General features: G+C 62.3%; 13 protein-coding genes. 9 read left to right on the top strand and 4 right to left on the bottom strand.

All coding sequences use genetic code 11. The annotated features are described in order from the left end of the window. The first annotated feature begins 128 nt into the window (after positions 1-128). From OKW98_RS24640 to tldD, 3 genes are all read left to right on the top strand, one after another. On the top strand, positions 129-3,944 hold the full coding sequence (locus OKW98_RS24640; RefSeq protein ID WP_265387054.1) for a YhdP family protein: 3,816 nt from the start codon (positions 129-131) through the stop codon (positions 3,942-3,944). Between the two features lie 560 nt (positions 3,945-4,504). After that, positions 4,505-5,356: a carbon-nitrogen hydrolase family protein gene (locus OKW98_RS24635; RefSeq protein WP_265387053.1), complete on the top strand. Its 852-nt coding sequence runs from the start codon at positions 4,505-4,507 to the stop codon at positions 5,354-5,356. 2 nt (positions 5,357-5,358) lie between these two features. Beyond that, positions 5,359-6,801, top strand: coding sequence for a metalloprotease TldD (gene tldD / locus OKW98_RS24630; RefSeq protein WP_265387052.1), 1,443 nt, complete (start codon positions 5,359-5,361; stop codon positions 6,799-6,801). Between the two features lie 48 nt (positions 6,802-6,849). Here the strand turns inward: tldD and yjgA are convergent, their stop codons facing one another. Beyond that, positions 6,850-7,371: a ribosome biogenesis factor YjgA gene (gene yjgA / locus OKW98_RS24625; protein ID WP_133776245.1), complete on the bottom strand. Its 522-nt coding sequence runs from the start codon at positions 7,369-7,371 to the stop codon at positions 6,850-6,852. A gap of 93 nt (positions 7,372-7,464) precedes the next feature. Here yjgA and pmbA point away from each other — a divergent pair, with 93 nt between their 5' ends. From pmbA to OKW98_RS24600, 5 genes are all read left to right on the top strand, one after another. Then, on the top strand, positions 7,465-8,811 hold the full coding sequence (pmbA, locus tag OKW98_RS24620) for a metalloprotease PmbA (protein WP_265387051.1): 1,347 nt from the start codon (positions 7,465-7,467) through the stop codon (positions 8,809-8,811). 298 nt (positions 8,812-9,109) lie between these two features. Beyond that, the gene (locus tag OKW98_RS24615) at positions 9,110-9,541 is read left to right on the top strand and encodes a FagA protein (RefSeq protein ID WP_265387050.1); all 432 of its coding nucleotides are present in this window, start codon (positions 9,110-9,112) and stop codon (positions 9,539-9,541) included. Between the two features lie 11 nt (positions 9,542-9,552). Then, entirely contained in the window at positions 9,553-10,014 is a 462-nt protein-coding gene (locus tag OKW98_RS24610; RefSeq protein ID WP_265387049.1) for a hypothetical protein, read from the top strand. A 1-nt stretch (position 10,015) separates the two neighbouring features. After that, positions 10,016-10,627, top strand: coding sequence for a superoxide dismutase (locus tag OKW98_RS24605; RefSeq protein WP_265387048.1), 612 nt, complete (start codon positions 10,016-10,018; stop codon positions 10,625-10,627). Between the two features lie 29 nt (positions 10,628-10,656). After that, positions 10,657-11,544 carry a ZIP family metal transporter gene (locus OKW98_RS24600; RefSeq protein ID WP_265387047.1) on the top strand — a complete coding sequence of 296 codons (888 nt, stop codon included), beginning with the start codon at positions 10,657-10,659 and terminating at the stop codon, positions 11,542-11,544. Positions 11,545-11,783: 239 nt separating this feature from the next. Here OKW98_RS24600 and OKW98_RS24595 read toward each other — a convergent pair whose 3' ends face one another. Further along, entirely contained in the window at positions 11,784-12,206 is a 423-nt protein-coding gene (locus tag OKW98_RS24595) for a DUF1810 domain-containing protein (protein ID WP_265387046.1), read from the bottom strand. 153 nt (positions 12,207-12,359) lie between these two features. Between OKW98_RS24595 and OKW98_RS24590 the strand changes: the two genes are divergently transcribed. Then, positions 12,360-12,701, top strand: a complete 342-nt coding sequence (locus OKW98_RS24590; protein WP_065990097.1) for a zinc ribbon domain-containing protein YjdM — start codon at positions 12,360-12,362, stop codon at positions 12,699-12,701. 213 nt (positions 12,702-12,914) lie between these two features. Here the strand turns inward: OKW98_RS24590 and OKW98_RS24585 are convergent, their stop codons facing one another. Beyond that, positions 12,915-14,279, bottom strand: a complete 1,365-nt coding sequence (locus OKW98_RS24585) for a heavy metal sensor histidine kinase (protein WP_265387045.1) — start codon at positions 14,277-14,279, stop codon at positions 12,915-12,917. Beyond that, positions 14,269-14,946, bottom strand: coding sequence for a heavy metal response regulator transcription factor (locus OKW98_RS24580; protein ID WP_122534987.1), 678 nt, complete (start codon positions 14,944-14,946; stop codon positions 14,269-14,271). Before OKW98_RS24580 ends, OKW98_RS24585 begins: the two co-directional genes overlap by 11 nt. Positions 14,947-14,996 lie beyond the last annotated feature (50 nt).

The raw sequence follows: 14,996 nt of genomic DNA, 5'->3' as shown, positions 1-14,996 counted from the left end.
GAGGCAGACGGAACGGATGCCGTCCAAAGAGAACAACGCGTGGCGATTGAGCACAACCTGGACGTACCCGCACCTGCACGATTGAGCCGGATGCCATATGCAGGCAGTTTTTGCGGAGGCGTAGCGTCATGGAGCGTCTGACTCGGTTTCTCGCTGCGCTGATCCGCTGGGGCCTGACGCTGTGCGCCCTCTTCGTGGTGCTGGTCGCGCTGTACGTGAGCGTTGGCCGTCAATTGGTGCCGATGGTGGCTGAATACCGCGCCGACGTCGAAGCCAAGGCGCAGACCGCCCTGGGCATGCCGGTGAGCATTGGCCGGCTGGAAGGCAGCTGGAGCGGCTTCGCACCCATCTTTGTGGCGCGTGACGTGATGATTGGTGAGGGCGGCAATGCCGTTCGCCTCGATCACGTGCGGGCCATGCCGGACTTGCTCGCGAGCCTGCGTACACGCGAAGTGCGCCTCGAGCGGCTTGAGCTGGACGGCCTGCAGATCGGCCTGAAGGAAGACCAGACCGGCCACTGGGCACTCCAGGGGCTCCCCGTTCAAACCGACAAGCCCTTCGACCCCGAGCAAATCCTCAATCAGATGCAGATGGTCTCGCACCTGTCGCTGTTCGACAGCCAGATCACTCTGCAGCCGTATGACCACTCGCCCCTGACGCTGACCTATGTAAGCCTGACGCTGAAGACCGGCAGCCTGCATCAGCGCCTCGACGCCCGCTTGAATCTGCCCGACGGCCAGCCGCTGTCGCTCAACGTTCGCTCCACCGTGCGCGCCCACGAGTGGCGCGACGGCGCGGCCGACGCGTATCTCAGCCTCCCGCAAAGCGACTGGTCGAAGTGGCTGCCAAAAAGCCTCACCCGCGAGTGGAAGATCCAGACGCTCAAGGCCGGCGGTGAGTTGTGGCTGAACTGGGGCAAGGGCAATCTGCAAAGCGCTGTCGCGCGCTTGAATGCGCCGCAGTTCAAAGGCGCGTACGCCGACCGCAAGCCCGCGCGCATTGACAATCTGGCCCTCAACGCCTGGCTTGTGCGCGACGAAAAAGGCTTCAGCGCCACCCTCGACTCCTTGGCGATGGACCTGAACAGCCAGCGTTGGGAAAGCCGTGTTCATCTGCAGCAGACCGCCGCGACCGCCGACGCCGAAGAGCTGTGGCACGTCCAGGCTGACCGGCTTGATCTGACGCCGATCACTCCGCTGCTCGACTCCCTGGCGCCATTGCCTGACAAGGTGATGGTGGCGGTCGACCGCCTGAAGGTTACCGGCGGGCTGCGCAATGTGCTGGTCGATTACCGACCGCAGGCTGAGGCGCCCAAGCGACTGAGCTTCGCTGCCAATCTGGACAAGGTCGGTTTCGACGCCTACCACGGCGCGCCGGCGGCGGGGAATGTCAGCGGTGCCATCAGCGGTGATCTGGGCCAGGGCGAACTGCGCCTCGACACCGACGATTTCATGCTGCACCTGGACCCGATCTTCCGTAACGAATGGAAATACCGTCACGCCAATGCAAAGCTGACCTGGTCGCTGGAGGATCAGGGCTTCACGCTGATTGCGCCGTACATCAAGGTCGAGGGCGAGGAGGGCAATATTGCCAGCGACTTCCTGATCCGCCTGCACTTCGATCACAGCCAGGAAGATTACATGGACCTGCGCGTCGGGCTGGTCGACGGCGACGGTCGCTACACCTCCAAGTACCTGCCCGCCGTGCTCAGCCCGGCCCTCGACCAGTGGCTGCGCACCGCGATTCTGGGTGGCAACGTCGATCAGGGTTTCTTCCAGTACCAGGGCTCGATCAACAAAGACGCGCCTGATGTGGCGCGGGTCATCAGCCTGTTCTTCAAGGTGCGCAACGCCAGCCTGGCGTTCCAGCCAGGGTGGCCGCAGCTGAACAATGTGGACGGTGATGTGTTCGTCGAGAACAGCGGCGTGCGCATTCGGGCCAACAAAGGTCAGTTGCTGAACACCCAGGTCAGCAATGTCGCGGTGGACATTCCCCACGTCCCGGCGGGCCAGTCCAGCCATCTGTTGGTGGACAGTGACTTGAAGGGCAGCCTCCAGGACGGCATGAAGATCCTTCAGGAAGCGCCGATCGGCACCGCCCAGACCTTCGCCGGCTGGCAGGCGGAAGGTCCGTTGCAGGGGCATCTCAATCTGGATATCCCGCTGGTCAAGGGGCAGGAGCCCAAGGTCGTGATGGATTTCAGTACCGACAATTCGCGGCTCAAGCTCGCCGATCCAGTGCTGGAGCTGACGCAACTGCGCGGCGATTTCCGTTTTGACTACACCAAAGGACTGAGCGGCAAGAACATCAAGGCCGTCGCCTTCGACAAGCCGGTGAACGCCGAGATTTTCGCCGAAGGCAAACCGGGGGCGCCGGTGACGCGCATCACTGCCAGCAGCCAGATCGCCAGCAAGCGCTTGACCGATTGGCTGGGTGTCACGCAGCCGTTGCCGATTTCAGGGGATTTGCCCTATCAGTTGCAGCTGACATTGAACGGCAACGCCAGCCAGCTGCAGATCAACTCGAATCTGAAAGGGCTGGCGGTCGATCTGCCGGCGCCGTTCGGCAAAACCGCTGATGATGCGCGTGACACTGATTTCCGAATGAACCTGCAAGGCCCGGAACGGCGCATCGACGTCGGCTACGGCAATATCGCCAATCTGGCGTTCGCGTCGCCGCCGGGCAAATTCGGCGACGGGCGTGGCGAGCTGTTCCTCGGTGAAGGCGGGGCGATTGTGCCCGACAGCAAGGGGTTGCGTGTGCGCGGCTCGTTGTCGGAACTCGACGTCGCGCCCTGGCAAGCCATGGCTGAGCGTTATGCCGGCAATGACCCTGGGGGCAGCGCCAAGCAGTTGCTCAATAGCGTCGATTTGCAGATCGGCAAGCTGACCGCGATGGGCACGACCCTGGAGCAGGCGGGCGTTCAGCTCAAACGCAGTGATGCGGCGTGGGCGCTGTCGCTGGACAGCTCGAAGGTGAAAGGCACGGCGACGTTGCCGGACAGCAAAACCGCGCCCATCGACATCAGCTTGTTGTACGTGCGCTTGCCCGCGCCGGACCCGAATGCAGCGGTCGTTGAAAACGCCCCGGACCCGTTGGCGGACGTCGACCCGCGCAAGATCCCCGCGCTGGACATCAAGATCACTCAGCTGTTTCAGGGCGATCAATTGATGGGCGCGTGGTCGCTCAAGGTCCGCCCGACGCCGAACGGCATTCAGCTGGCCGATATGAATTTGGGCCTCAAAGGCATTGCACTGCTCGGCAACGGCGGTTGGGAAGGCACACCGGGGACGACCAGCAGTTGGTTCAAGGGCCAGGTGAGCGGCAAGAATCTCGCCGATGTGCTCAAAGCCTGGGGTTTCGCGCCCACGGTCACCAGTCAGGAGTTCGAGCTGAACGCTGACGGTCGCTGGCCGGGCTCGCCCGCCTGGGTGGGGTTGAAGCGTTATTCTGGCAATCTGGACGCGACGCTGAAGAACGGCCAATTCGTTGAGGTCGAGGGCGGTGCGCAGGCGTTGCGTGTGTTCGGCCTGCTCAACTTCAACTCGATTGGCCGGCGTCTGCGTCTGGACTTCTCTGACCTGTTGGGCAAAGGGCTGAGCTACGACAAAGTCAAAGGTCTGCTGGTGGCGAGCGATGGTGTGTACGTCACACGTAATCCAATCACCATGACGGGCCCGTCCACCAACCTGGAACTCGACGGCACGCTGGACATGGTCCGCGACCGAGTCGACGCCAAGCTGCTGGTAACGCTTCCGGTGACCAATAACCTGCCAATCGCTGCGTTGATCATTGGGGCGCCGGCGATTGGCGGCGCGTTGTTCCTCGTCGACAAACTGCTCGGCGACCGCGTATCGCGCTTCGCCAGCGTCCAGTACAAAGTCGAAGGGCCATGGAAAGAACCGAAGATCACCTTCGACAAGCCGTTCGAGAAACCCCAGTGATCACTGCCTTGGCACGACGCGGACCTTTGCAGCGTGACGCCCGACGTCTTCCCGGCTAAAGCCAGTCCTACTAGGGGAGCGCGGTGTCAGTGGGACCGGCTTCAGCCGGGAAGAGGCCAGCATGTACACCCCAAATGTTGCAGTGTGGCTTCCGACGCCTTCCCGGCTAAAGCCGGTCCCACTAGGGGAGCGCGGTGTCAGTGGGACCGGCTTCAGCCGGGAAGAGGCCAGTGGGTGCCACGAGCGTTCACTGTCTGCCGCTGATCGGTGTAGGAGCGCGCTTGCCCGCGAAGAGGCCGGTACATCCGACGCATTCGGGTCGCCCGTACCTACGCTTTCGCGGGCAAGCGCGCTCCTACGTTCAGATCTGCGGCTCTTCAATTGCTCTGCGGTGTGACACTTGAAAGATTCCGGCTAAAGCCAGTCCCACAAGGTGAGCGCGGTGTGTAGGACCGGCTTCAGCCGGGAAGAATGGTGCAGTCACGATGAATTCGAGCGGCCGGGCGAGCCCATCGACGGTGCTTGGAGTAGAGTGAAGTCCTATCGATCAGGGAGCGCGTATGTCTTTCGCAGTCATTCAGATGGTCAGCCAGAGCGATGTCGAGGCTAATCTGGCCCAGGCGCGCAGGTTGCTGGAACAGGCCGCTGCGTCGGGTGCGAAACTGGCTGTGCTTCCGGAAAACTTCGCCGCCATGGGCCGTCGTGATATCGCGGCCATCGGCCGCGCCGAGGCTTATGGCGAAGGACCGATCCTGCCATGGTTGAAACTTGCTGCTCGCGACCTCACCTTATGGATAGTTGCCGGGACATCGCCGCTGCCGCCCGAAGGTCAGCCTGACGGCAAAGTCACGGCGTGTTCGCTGCTGATTGACGATCAGGGCCAGCAGGTCGCGCGTTACGACAAGCTGCACCTGTTCGACGTCGATGTCGCCGATGCACGAGGGCGGTACCGGGAATCCGACGATTACGCCCACGGCAACAACGTGGTCGTGGCCGATACGCCGGTCGGGCGTTTGGGGCTTTCGGTGTGTTACGACCTGCGATTCCCGGAGCTGTACACCGCGCTGCGGGAAGCGGGGGCTGAACTGATTACCGCGCCGTCGGCCTTCACCGCGGTGACCGGCGCGGCGCACTGGGACATTCTGCTGCGCGCCCGGGCCATCGAGACCCAGTGCTACGTGCTGGCGGCGGCGCAAGGCGGCATTCACCCGGGGCCGAGAGAAACATTTGGGCACGCGGCGATCATAGATCCATGGGGCCGCGTGCTGGCCGAGCAGGCACAGGGTGAAGCCGTGCTGCTGGCCGAACGAGACAGCGTAGAACAAGCGTCCATACGGGCGCGCATGCCGATAGCGAATCATCGGCGATTTTTTTCGCAGGCCGCCGTGCGACCTGCCAATACCCCGGAGTGAATATGAGCCACTTGTCCTCTGTCAGCGAACACCTTCTGGCACCAGGCGGCCTGAGTATCGACAGCCTGCAATCGGTGCTCGGTGAGCTGGCCGGCCCAGGCATCGACGCAGCCGACCTGTATTTTCAGGGGCAGATTTCCGAGTCCTGGGCGCTGGAAGACGGCATCGTCAAGGAAGGCAGTTTCAACCTGGACCAAGGCGTCGGCGTACGCGCGCAGTCAGGCGAGAAAACCGGCTTCGCCTACAGCAACGCCATCACACCTGAAGCCCTGACCCAGGCGGCCCGTGCCGCGCGCTCGATTTCCCGCGCGGGCCAGAACGGCCGGGTTCAGGCGTTCACCACCCAGGACGTCGCCCAGCTGTACGCGCCGGACAACCCGCTGGAGGTCATGACCCGCGCGGAGAAAGTCGAACTGCTCAAGCGCGTCGACGCCGCCACCCGTGCGCTGGATTCGCGCATTCAGCAAGTCACCGTGAGCATGGCCGGTGTCTGGGAACGCATTCTCGTGGCGTCCACTGACGGTGGTCTCGCCGCCGACGTACGTCCGCTGGTGCGCTTCAACGTCAGCGTGATCGTCGAGCAGAACGGCCGTCGTGAGCGCGGCGGACACGGCGGCGGTGGTCGCACCGATTACCGTTATTTCCTCAGCGACGACCGCGCCATGGGCTATGCCCGTGAAGCACTGCGTCAGGCGCTGGTCAATCTCGAAGCCATTCCGGCCCCGGCGGGTACCTTGCCGGTGGTGTTGGGCTCCGGCTGGTCCGGCGTGCTGCTGCACGAAGCGGTCGGCCATGGCCTTGAGGGCGACTTCAATCGCAAAGGCAGCTCGGCTTACAGCGGTCGCATGGGCGAGATGGTCGCGTCGAAGCTCTGCACCATCGTCGACGACGGCACCCTGGCCGATCGCCGCGGTTCCCTGACCGTCGATGACGAGGGCACCCCGACCGAGTGCACCACGCTGATCGAAAACGGCGTACTCAAGGGTTACATGCAAGACAAGCTTAATGCACGGCTGATGGGCGTCGCGCGCACGGGTAACGGTCGTCGCGAGTCTTACGCGCACCTGCCGATGCCGCGCATGACCAACACCTACATGCTCGGCGGCCAGAGCGATCCGGCTGAAATCATTGCCTCGGTCAAGCGCGGCATCTACTGCGCCAACCTCGGCGGCGGACAGGTGGATATCACCAGCGGCAAGTTCGTGTTCTCCACCAGCGAGGCGTATCTGATCGAAGACGGCAAAATCACCGCGCCGGTCAAAGGCGCGACGCTGATTGGCAACGGTCCGGAATGCATGAGTCGCGTGTCGATGGTCGGCAACGATCTGTCCCTGGACAGCGGCGTCGGCACCTGCGGCAAGGACGGTCAATCGCTGCCGGTAGGCGTCGGTCAACCCACGCTGAAGATTGATGCGATCACCGTTGGCGGCACAGGCGGGGCTTGATAGTCGAGGGGCGTGCGCCGGTTGAGTGATTCAAACGGCGCAGCAGTTTTAGCGCAGTCCGCGTTTGCTTTCGTCTAGCTCGCGGATGTATTTGAAGATTTTACGGGTCGCGGTAGGGGCCTTGTTCTGCGCAGCTTCATGCTGAGCCTGACGGATCAGCGAGCGCAGTTGCTGACGGTCGGCGTCCGGGTATTCACTGACGAACTGCTCAAGCACGTCGTCGGTGCCGGTCACCAGGCGATCACGCCAGCGTTCCAGATTGTGGAAGCGCTCGTTGTACTGGCGCGTAGAGGCGTCAAGCTGATCGAGCAGCACCAGGATTTCATCCAGATCCTGATCGCGCATCAGCTTGCCGATGAATTGAATGTGGCGTTTGCGCGCAATGTGCGCGGTGTGCTTGGAAGCATCGGCCAATGCCCGACGCAAAGGGTCGGTCAGAGGCAGCTTGGCCAGCACATCGGGCTTGAATGTCGTCAAGCGTTCGCCCAGCTCCACCAGAGCGTGAAGCTCTCGTTTGACCTGGGTTTTGCTTTTCTCTCCGTCGAAGGAGTCGTCGTAAGAATCAACCATGGGGGCCGTCCGCAAATAAACGCCGCCATGATAACCAGTCAGGGCCCGATTGTCCGGCCCGGCTGCTGAAATCAGAATTTGATGGAGAACGTCATGAGTGCATCAGAAAGCGTCGGCCCGCAGGCTTTGCCGGCATTGCAGCAGCAGGTCGAGCAGATCGTCGCTGAAGCCAAGCGTCAGGGGGCGACCGCGTGCGAAGTCGCCGTGTCGCTGGAGCAGGGCCTGTCCACCACGGTTCGCCAGCGCGAAGTCGAGACCGTCGAATTCAACCGTGATCAGGGTTTCGGCATCACCTTGTACGTGGGCCACCGCAAGGGTTCGGCCAGCACCTCCGCGAGCGGCCCCGATGCCATTCGCGAGACCGTTGCCGCCGCCCTGGCCATTGCCAAACACACTTCGGAAGACGAGGCCTCGGGTCTCGCAGATGCCGCGTTGATGGCCAAAGACCAGCCGGATTTTGACCTGTATCACCCGTGGGGCATTACCCCCGAGCAGGCCATCGAACGCGCGCTGATCTGCGAAGCGGCTGCCTTCGACGCCGACAGCCGGATCAAGAACGCCGACGGCACCACGCTGAACGTGCATCAGGGCTGCCGCGTCTACGGCAACAGTCACGGGTTCATCGGCGGTTACGCGTCGACCCGCCACAGCCTGAGCTGCGTGATGATCGCCGAAGGCGAAGGGCAGATGCAGCGCGACTACTGGTATGACGTCAATCGCCGTGGCGACCTGTTAATGGACGCCCGGCTGATCGGCCAGAAAGCCGCCGAGCGCGCCGCGAGCCGACTGGGCGCCCGGCCGGTGCCGACCTGTGAAGTGCCGGTGTTGTTCTCGGCAGAACTGGCGGGCGGTCTGTTCGGCAGTTTTCTGGGCGCTATTTCCGGGGGCAACCTGTACCGCAAATCGTCGTTCCTTGAAGGCGCCATCGGCCAGCGCCTGTTCCCTGAATGGATGACCATCGACGAGCGCCCGCACCTGGTCGGCGCCATGGGCAGCTCCGCGTTCGATGGCGATGGCCTGGCGACCTATGCCAAGCCGTTCGTCGAAAATGGCGATCTGGTGTCCTACATCCTCAGCACGTATTCGGGCCGCAAACTCGGCCTGCCGAGCACCGCGAATGCGGGGGGCGTGCATAACCTGTTCGTCAGCCACGGCACTGAAGACCAGGCGGCGCTGATCCGCCGCATGGGACGCGGGCTGCTGGTCACCGAGTTGATGGGCAGCGGCTTGAACATGGTCACCGGCGATTATTCCCGGGGCGCGGCGGGTTTCTGGGTCGAGAACGGCGAGATCCAGTTCGCGGTTCAGGAAGTGACCATCGCCGGCAACATGCGCGATATGTTCAAACAGATCGTTGCCGTGGGCAGTGATCTGGAACTGCGCAGCAACATCCGCACGGGTTCTGTGCTGATCGAGAAGATGATGGTGGCGGGGAGCTGAGTCCCGCTCTGCTATAGCGCTTCATCCCAAAAGGCCTGCCCCGATTTCGGTGCAGGCTTTTTTTGTGGGTGTTTTTCGATTTATGTCGCACCCGAACCCTGTAGGAGCGCGCTTGCCCGCGAATCGCGGTGGATCAGCTTCATTTTCTGTGACTGACAAACCGCCATTCGCGGGCAAGCGCGCTCCTACAGTTGAGTGTGTTCTTGAGATCAGAGCAGGGTCTCAATCCATCAGCGGGGTTGTTTTGATTCTTAAACTCATTTAATAATGAATCTCATTCGTTAAGTGGGCCTCGGTCATGGGTACTGTTCTGCACGAGTCGCCGTATCTGGAAAACTGGCGCGCATTGAGTCTGCGGATTCGTTGCGCGCTGGATCCGGACGAGCCGCGGCTCATCGAACACTACCTTGCGGAAGGTCGCTACCTGGCGCGCTTTACCGCCACGCCCAAATCCCTCATCTGTGAAAGCACCTTTCGCCTGCTGATCGACACCGCCAGCGACACCGCGCTGCCCTGGCATTGGCGTTGTCTGTGCCTGGACCAGGCATGGCGTCCGCTGCGTGACATGCAAGCGCTCGCCACATCCGCTGCGCAACAGCAAAGGGTTCAGGCCTTCGCCCAGCGCCTGGCGACCTGCGCGCTGCTGCCGTCGATTCCTCTGACAGAACTCGCGCCATCGAATCCGCAAAACGCCCTGCCGACGGCTTCTGATCGCCGGCGCCACTCGTGAGGACCTGCGCCATGGAGCAATGGAAACGTACCATCCTGAGCGGTAACAGTTGCTTCAACCGAGGCGAGCTGATCGATGCGCGCGAGCTGTACCTGCAGGCCCTTGCGCTGGCGCAGGTGCTCTTCGACCGCTGGAGCATCGCCGATGAGGCCGTGGCGGCGTTCGTGATTTCGCACCACAACCTGGCGGATCTGCACCTGAGCCTGGGTCAGCCGGAGGAGAGCGCCGAATACCTCTGCGCCGTGCATCAGCGCCTGTTGAATGTGATTCAAGACCCGCAAATGACACCTGCCCTGCGACAGGCAGCGCTGCGGCACAGTAATAAAACCTACAGCGAACTCTTGGGTTTCGTCGGCCAATACGGCGAGTACCCACGCACCCGTCGCCTGCTCAACAGCAACGGCGAACATTCCCGCTCGGCGCTTCAGCACCACGCCGCCCGCGCCGGCACCCTCTCGTTCGGAGTCCACTGACATGCCCTTTACCTTGCCAGCCTTGCCCTACGCCTACGATGCGCTCGAGCCACACATCGACGCGCAGACCATGGAAATCCACTACAGCAAGCACCACCAGACCTACATCAACAACCTTAATGCGGCGGTCGCCGGCACTGAATACGCGGAGTGGCCCATCGAGAAGCTGGTGGCGAGCGTCGCCGAGCTTCCGGAAAAGCTGCGCCCGGCGGTGATCAATCAGGGCGGCGGTCATGCCAACCATTCGCTGTTCTGGGAAGTGATGAGCCCCCAGGGTGGCGGCGTGCCCAGCGGTGCGCTGGCAACGGCAATCGACGAACAGGTGGGCGGATTCGAGGCGTTCAAGGATGCGTTCACCAAAGCAGCGCTGACCCGCTTCGGCAGCGGCTGGGCCTGGCTGAGTGTCACTGCGGGCAAAAACCTCGTCGTGGAAAGCAGCGGCAATCAGGACAGCCCGCTGATGAACGGCAATACGCCAATCCTCGGGCTCGACGTCTGGGAGCATGCCTATTACCTGCGCTATCAGAACCGTCGTCCGGAATACATCGCCGCGTTCTACAACGTCGTCAACTGGGATGAAGTTGCCCGGCGCTACGCCGCGGCGCTCGGCTGAAACCTCCCAGACCTCGGATAAGGCGATTTATGCGCTCGGACATACTGGCTCTCGGCAGCGTGCGGTTATTGCGGCTGGCATTGGGCTCGATTCTGGTCCTCGTCGGCACCGGTTTGCTGGTGGCCCAGGGACTCTCATGGATTGCACTCGAGCCCAGAATGTTGCGAGCCCTGGAAGGCGGCGCCATCTGCGCGTTGGGCACCGCCCTGGGCGCCGTGCCGGTGCTGGTGATTCGCGGCATGCCGGTCGCGGTGTCCGACGGCCTGCTGGGTTTCGGCGCCGGCATCATGCTCGCGGCGACGGCTTTTTCGTTGATCGTGCCGGGCTTGGGCGCGGCCCATGATCTGGGCTTTACCCCATGGGGCGCCGGTGCGTTGGTCAGCTTCGGGATACTGCTCGGCGCGACCGGTTTGTTTCTGGTCGACACGCTGGTTTCCAGAGGGCCGCAGTTATCGGAGGTGGCCGGGAAGCCGGCGATCCCCTCGAACATCTGGCTGTTTGTGATTGCCATCATTGCCCACAACATTCCGGAAGGCATGGCAGTGGGCGTGTCGGCGGGTGGCGGTCTGGCCCACGCCGACAGCCTGGCGATGGGTATCGCCATTCAGGACGTGCCGGAAGGGCTGGTCATCGCGCTGGTCTTGGCGGCGGCCGGCATGTCCCGGTTCAAGGCGTTTCTGATCGGCGCGGCGTCCGGATTGGTCGAGCCGGTATTCGCGGTGCTCTGCGCCTGGCTGGTGGAAGTGGCCGCATTACTGTTGCCGGTGGGACTGGCGTTGGCGGCCGGGGCGATGCTGCTGGTGGTGACCCACGAAATCATCCCCGAATCCCGGCGCAACGGTCACGACAAAATCGCCAGCTTCGGATTGCTGGTCGGGTTCTGTTTGATGATGGTGATGGACACGGCGCTGGCGTAACGTCGGGCTGCAGGGTGCGGCTTTAGCGCTGTATCCCGGACCGTTGGCTTGGCTTACGTCTTAGGGATTGTCTCAGATACTGTAGGAGCCGGCTTGCTGGCGAACGCGGAGCGTCAGATACGATGATGTCGCTGACACAACGGGTTCGCCAGCAAGCCGGCTCCTACGGATTTGCGTTCCTCTGGGCGTGTCTCATCAGGCGATCAACGCTCATGTCAGGACGGCTCGCTGAATATTTCTCAAGCCAGCTTCGACAAGGTCACACTGTCCGGCTTACCTTCAAAAAACGCCTCAAGCACCTGCTGAAAAACCGGCGTGTCCGGCGCCACCGCTGTGAACAGCGTCATGCTCGATCGCAGTTTCATGTCATCCGGCGAGCCCATGATCTGCATGGCGCTGCGGTTTTTCCATTCAAGCAACGCCTCGCAACAGCGCGTCAACCGCTCGCCCAATACCGGGTGCTGCAAATAGGCAGTCGCCTCTTCACGCCCGCTGACGCCGTACCGCCGGGCCATGTCGCTGTGGCCCAGACCGGCCAGTTGCGGGAACACGAACCACATCCAGTGCGACTGCTTGCGCCCGGATTTCAGTTCCGCCAACGCGCGTTCGTGCATCGACGTTTGCGCCTCGACGAACCGCTGCAGGCCAAATGGATCGTTCATTGCGGACTCCTTGCCCTGATCACGGCACCTCACCGTTCTTGCGATTGAGACTACAGCAGCTGGCGTTGTTTTCAGCTCTTTCGGGCGCCTGCTCCTCAAGGGGGTAAAAACCCTTATAATCCTGCGCCTATTCCCTCTGATGCGAGATCCGCCGTGAGCTTACCGCCGTGCCCAAAATGCAGTTCCGAGTACACCTACGAAGATGGCAGCCAACTCGTGTGCCCGGAATGCGCCCACGAGTGGTCGGCTGACGGCGCCAGCGCCGAGGCGGGCGATGACACCAAGGTAATCAAGGACGCAGTGGGCAACACGCTGCAGGACGGCGACACCGTCACGGTCATCAAAGACCTGAAGGTCAAAGGCTCGTCGCTGGTCGTCAAGGTCGGCACCAAGGTCAAAAACATCCGCCTGGTGGACGGCGATCACGACATTGACTGCAAAATCGACGGCATCGGCGCGATGAAGTTGAAATCGGAGTTTGTGAAGAAGGGTTGATCCCGCGAATCCGCTGGCTACCCACGTTGATCGTTCCTCACGCTCCGCGTGGGAGTGCCGCTGATGACGCTCCGCGTCACCGGAATGCGGGAAGGGGCGCGGAGCATCCCCAGCGGCGATACCACGCAGAGCGTGGGAACGATCAATCAAGCTCACTCCCACAATGGATTGTGTGCCGCCTAGATTCTCCGCACGCTAATCCAGACGCCAGTCTCAACTCGGCAAGTTAATCCCGAACGTATTCATCCCATGCTCGCTGCGCACGAACACGGTGCCGCCGTGCATCAGGGCGATGGCTTTTACAATCGCCAGGCCAAGCCCGTGGTTGGCGCCGCTGTTGCTGCGCGAGGCGTCGACGCGGTAGAAGCGCTCGAACAGTTTCGGCAGATGCTCCCCGGCGATCTGCGCGCCGGGATTGGTCACGCCGATGCTGACGTGATCGCCCTCATCGCGAATATCCACATGAATCAACTGCCCCGGCAAGGTGTGCTGCACCGCGTTGTGCAGCAGGTTGATCAGCGCCCGGCGCAAGTGCGCGGTTTCGATGGGCGCGTTGGCATCCCCACGCACTTCAACCTGCACTTGGGCGTCTTCGAGAATGAAATCGAGATAATCCAGGGTCTTCGCCACTTCCTGAGCGAGTGACGCCTGGGTCAGTTGCGTCGCCTTGCTGCCCTGATCGGCGCTGGCCAGAAACAGCATGTCATTGATGATCGAGCGCAGCCGTTCGAGCTCTTCAAGGTTGGATTGCAGCACCTCGAAGTAATGCTCGGCCGATCGCCCTCGAGTCAGCGCCACCTGGGTCTGGCCGATAAGATTGGTCAGCGGCGAGCGCAATTCATGGGCAACGTCGGCGTTGAACGACTCCAGTCGCGAATAGGCCTGCTCGACCCGATCCAGCGTCGAGTTGAACGAGGTCACGAACTGATCCAGCTCCGGCGGCAGATGTGACAACTTCAGGCGCCCGCTCAATCGCGGCGGCGTCAGCTTGCGCGCCTCCAGGGACAGCGCCGTCAGCGGTTTGAGGCCGATGCGCGCCACCCAGTAACCCAGCGCAGAAGCCAGCAGGATGCCGATGCCTGCCAGACTGATCAGCGCGATAAGCAGGGAATGTTGGGTCTGCCAGAAGGTTTCGGTGTCGACCGCTGTCAGAAAACGCAGCGGCGGACGTTGATCTTTCGCCGGGAACTGACTGACCAGCACCTTGAACGGGTAATCATGGCCGCTCAGGTTCAAGTCGCGCATGCCCACCGGGCCCTTGGCGAAGGCGCGGATCTCGGCGTCCGGGTTACCGAATTCATAGGTCGGGTTGTCGCTGACCACCCAGAAGCGCAGGCGTTTGTCTTCCTCGCCGAGCAGCTTGAGTTTGGCGTTGATTTTCGCCCAGTGCTCAGGTGTTCCGTAACGCTGGACGGCCGATTCGAGCACGCTGTAGCGGGCGTCGACTTCGGCTTCCGGTAACAGCCCCAGGCCCTTGTCCACTTGCAGGTAAAGCGCCCAGCCGATCAGCAGAAACACCAGCAGCGCCACGAGGGCGAACATGCCGCTCAGGCGCAGGGCGATGGAGTTAGTCGACACGACGGCTCTCCAGCACGTAACCCATGCCGCGAATGGTGTGCAGCAGTTTTTGCTCGAACGGCCCGTCGAGCTTGGCGCGCAGACGTTTGATCGCGACTTCGACGACGTTGGCATCGCTGTCGAAATTCACGTCCCAGACCATCTCGGCAATCGACGTCTTCGACAGGATTTCTCCCTGGCGCCGGGCCAGTACGCTGAGCAGCGAAAACTCCTTGGCGGTGAGGTCCAGACGCACGCCGGCCCGGGTGGCCTTGCGGCTGATCAGGTCGATCCACAAATCGGCGACGCTGATCTGCACCGGCTCGTGGCCGCCACTGCGCCGGGTCAGGGCTTGCAGCCGCGCCACCAGTTCCAGAAACGAAAAGGGCTTGCCCAGATAATCGTCAGCTCCTTCGCGCAGGCCGCGAATCCGATCGTCAACGTTCTCGCGCGCGGTCAGCATGATCACCGGCGTCTGTTTGCGCGCGCGCAGGGCGCGCAGCACGCCATAGCCGTCCAGGCCCGGCAGCATGACGTCGAGAATGATCACCGCGTATTCGCTTTCCAGCGCCATGTGCAGGCCTTCGATGCCCTCGCGCGCGACGTCGGTGGTGTAACCCTGCTCGGTCAGGCCCCGGTGCAGGTAATCGGCGGTTTTCTCTTCGTCTTCGATAATCAGGACACGCATCGGTCCACGCTCACTTTTTCACTGCTTGCTAATTAGGTGCCTGGTTTCAA

The sequence above is a fragment of the Pseudomonas sp. KU26590 genome (genome assembly GCF_026153515.1).
GTDB lineage: Bacteria > Pseudomonadota > Gammaproteobacteria > Pseudomonadales > Pseudomonadaceae > Aquipseudomonas.
This window is presented reverse-complemented; position numbering and strand designations above follow the sequence as displayed.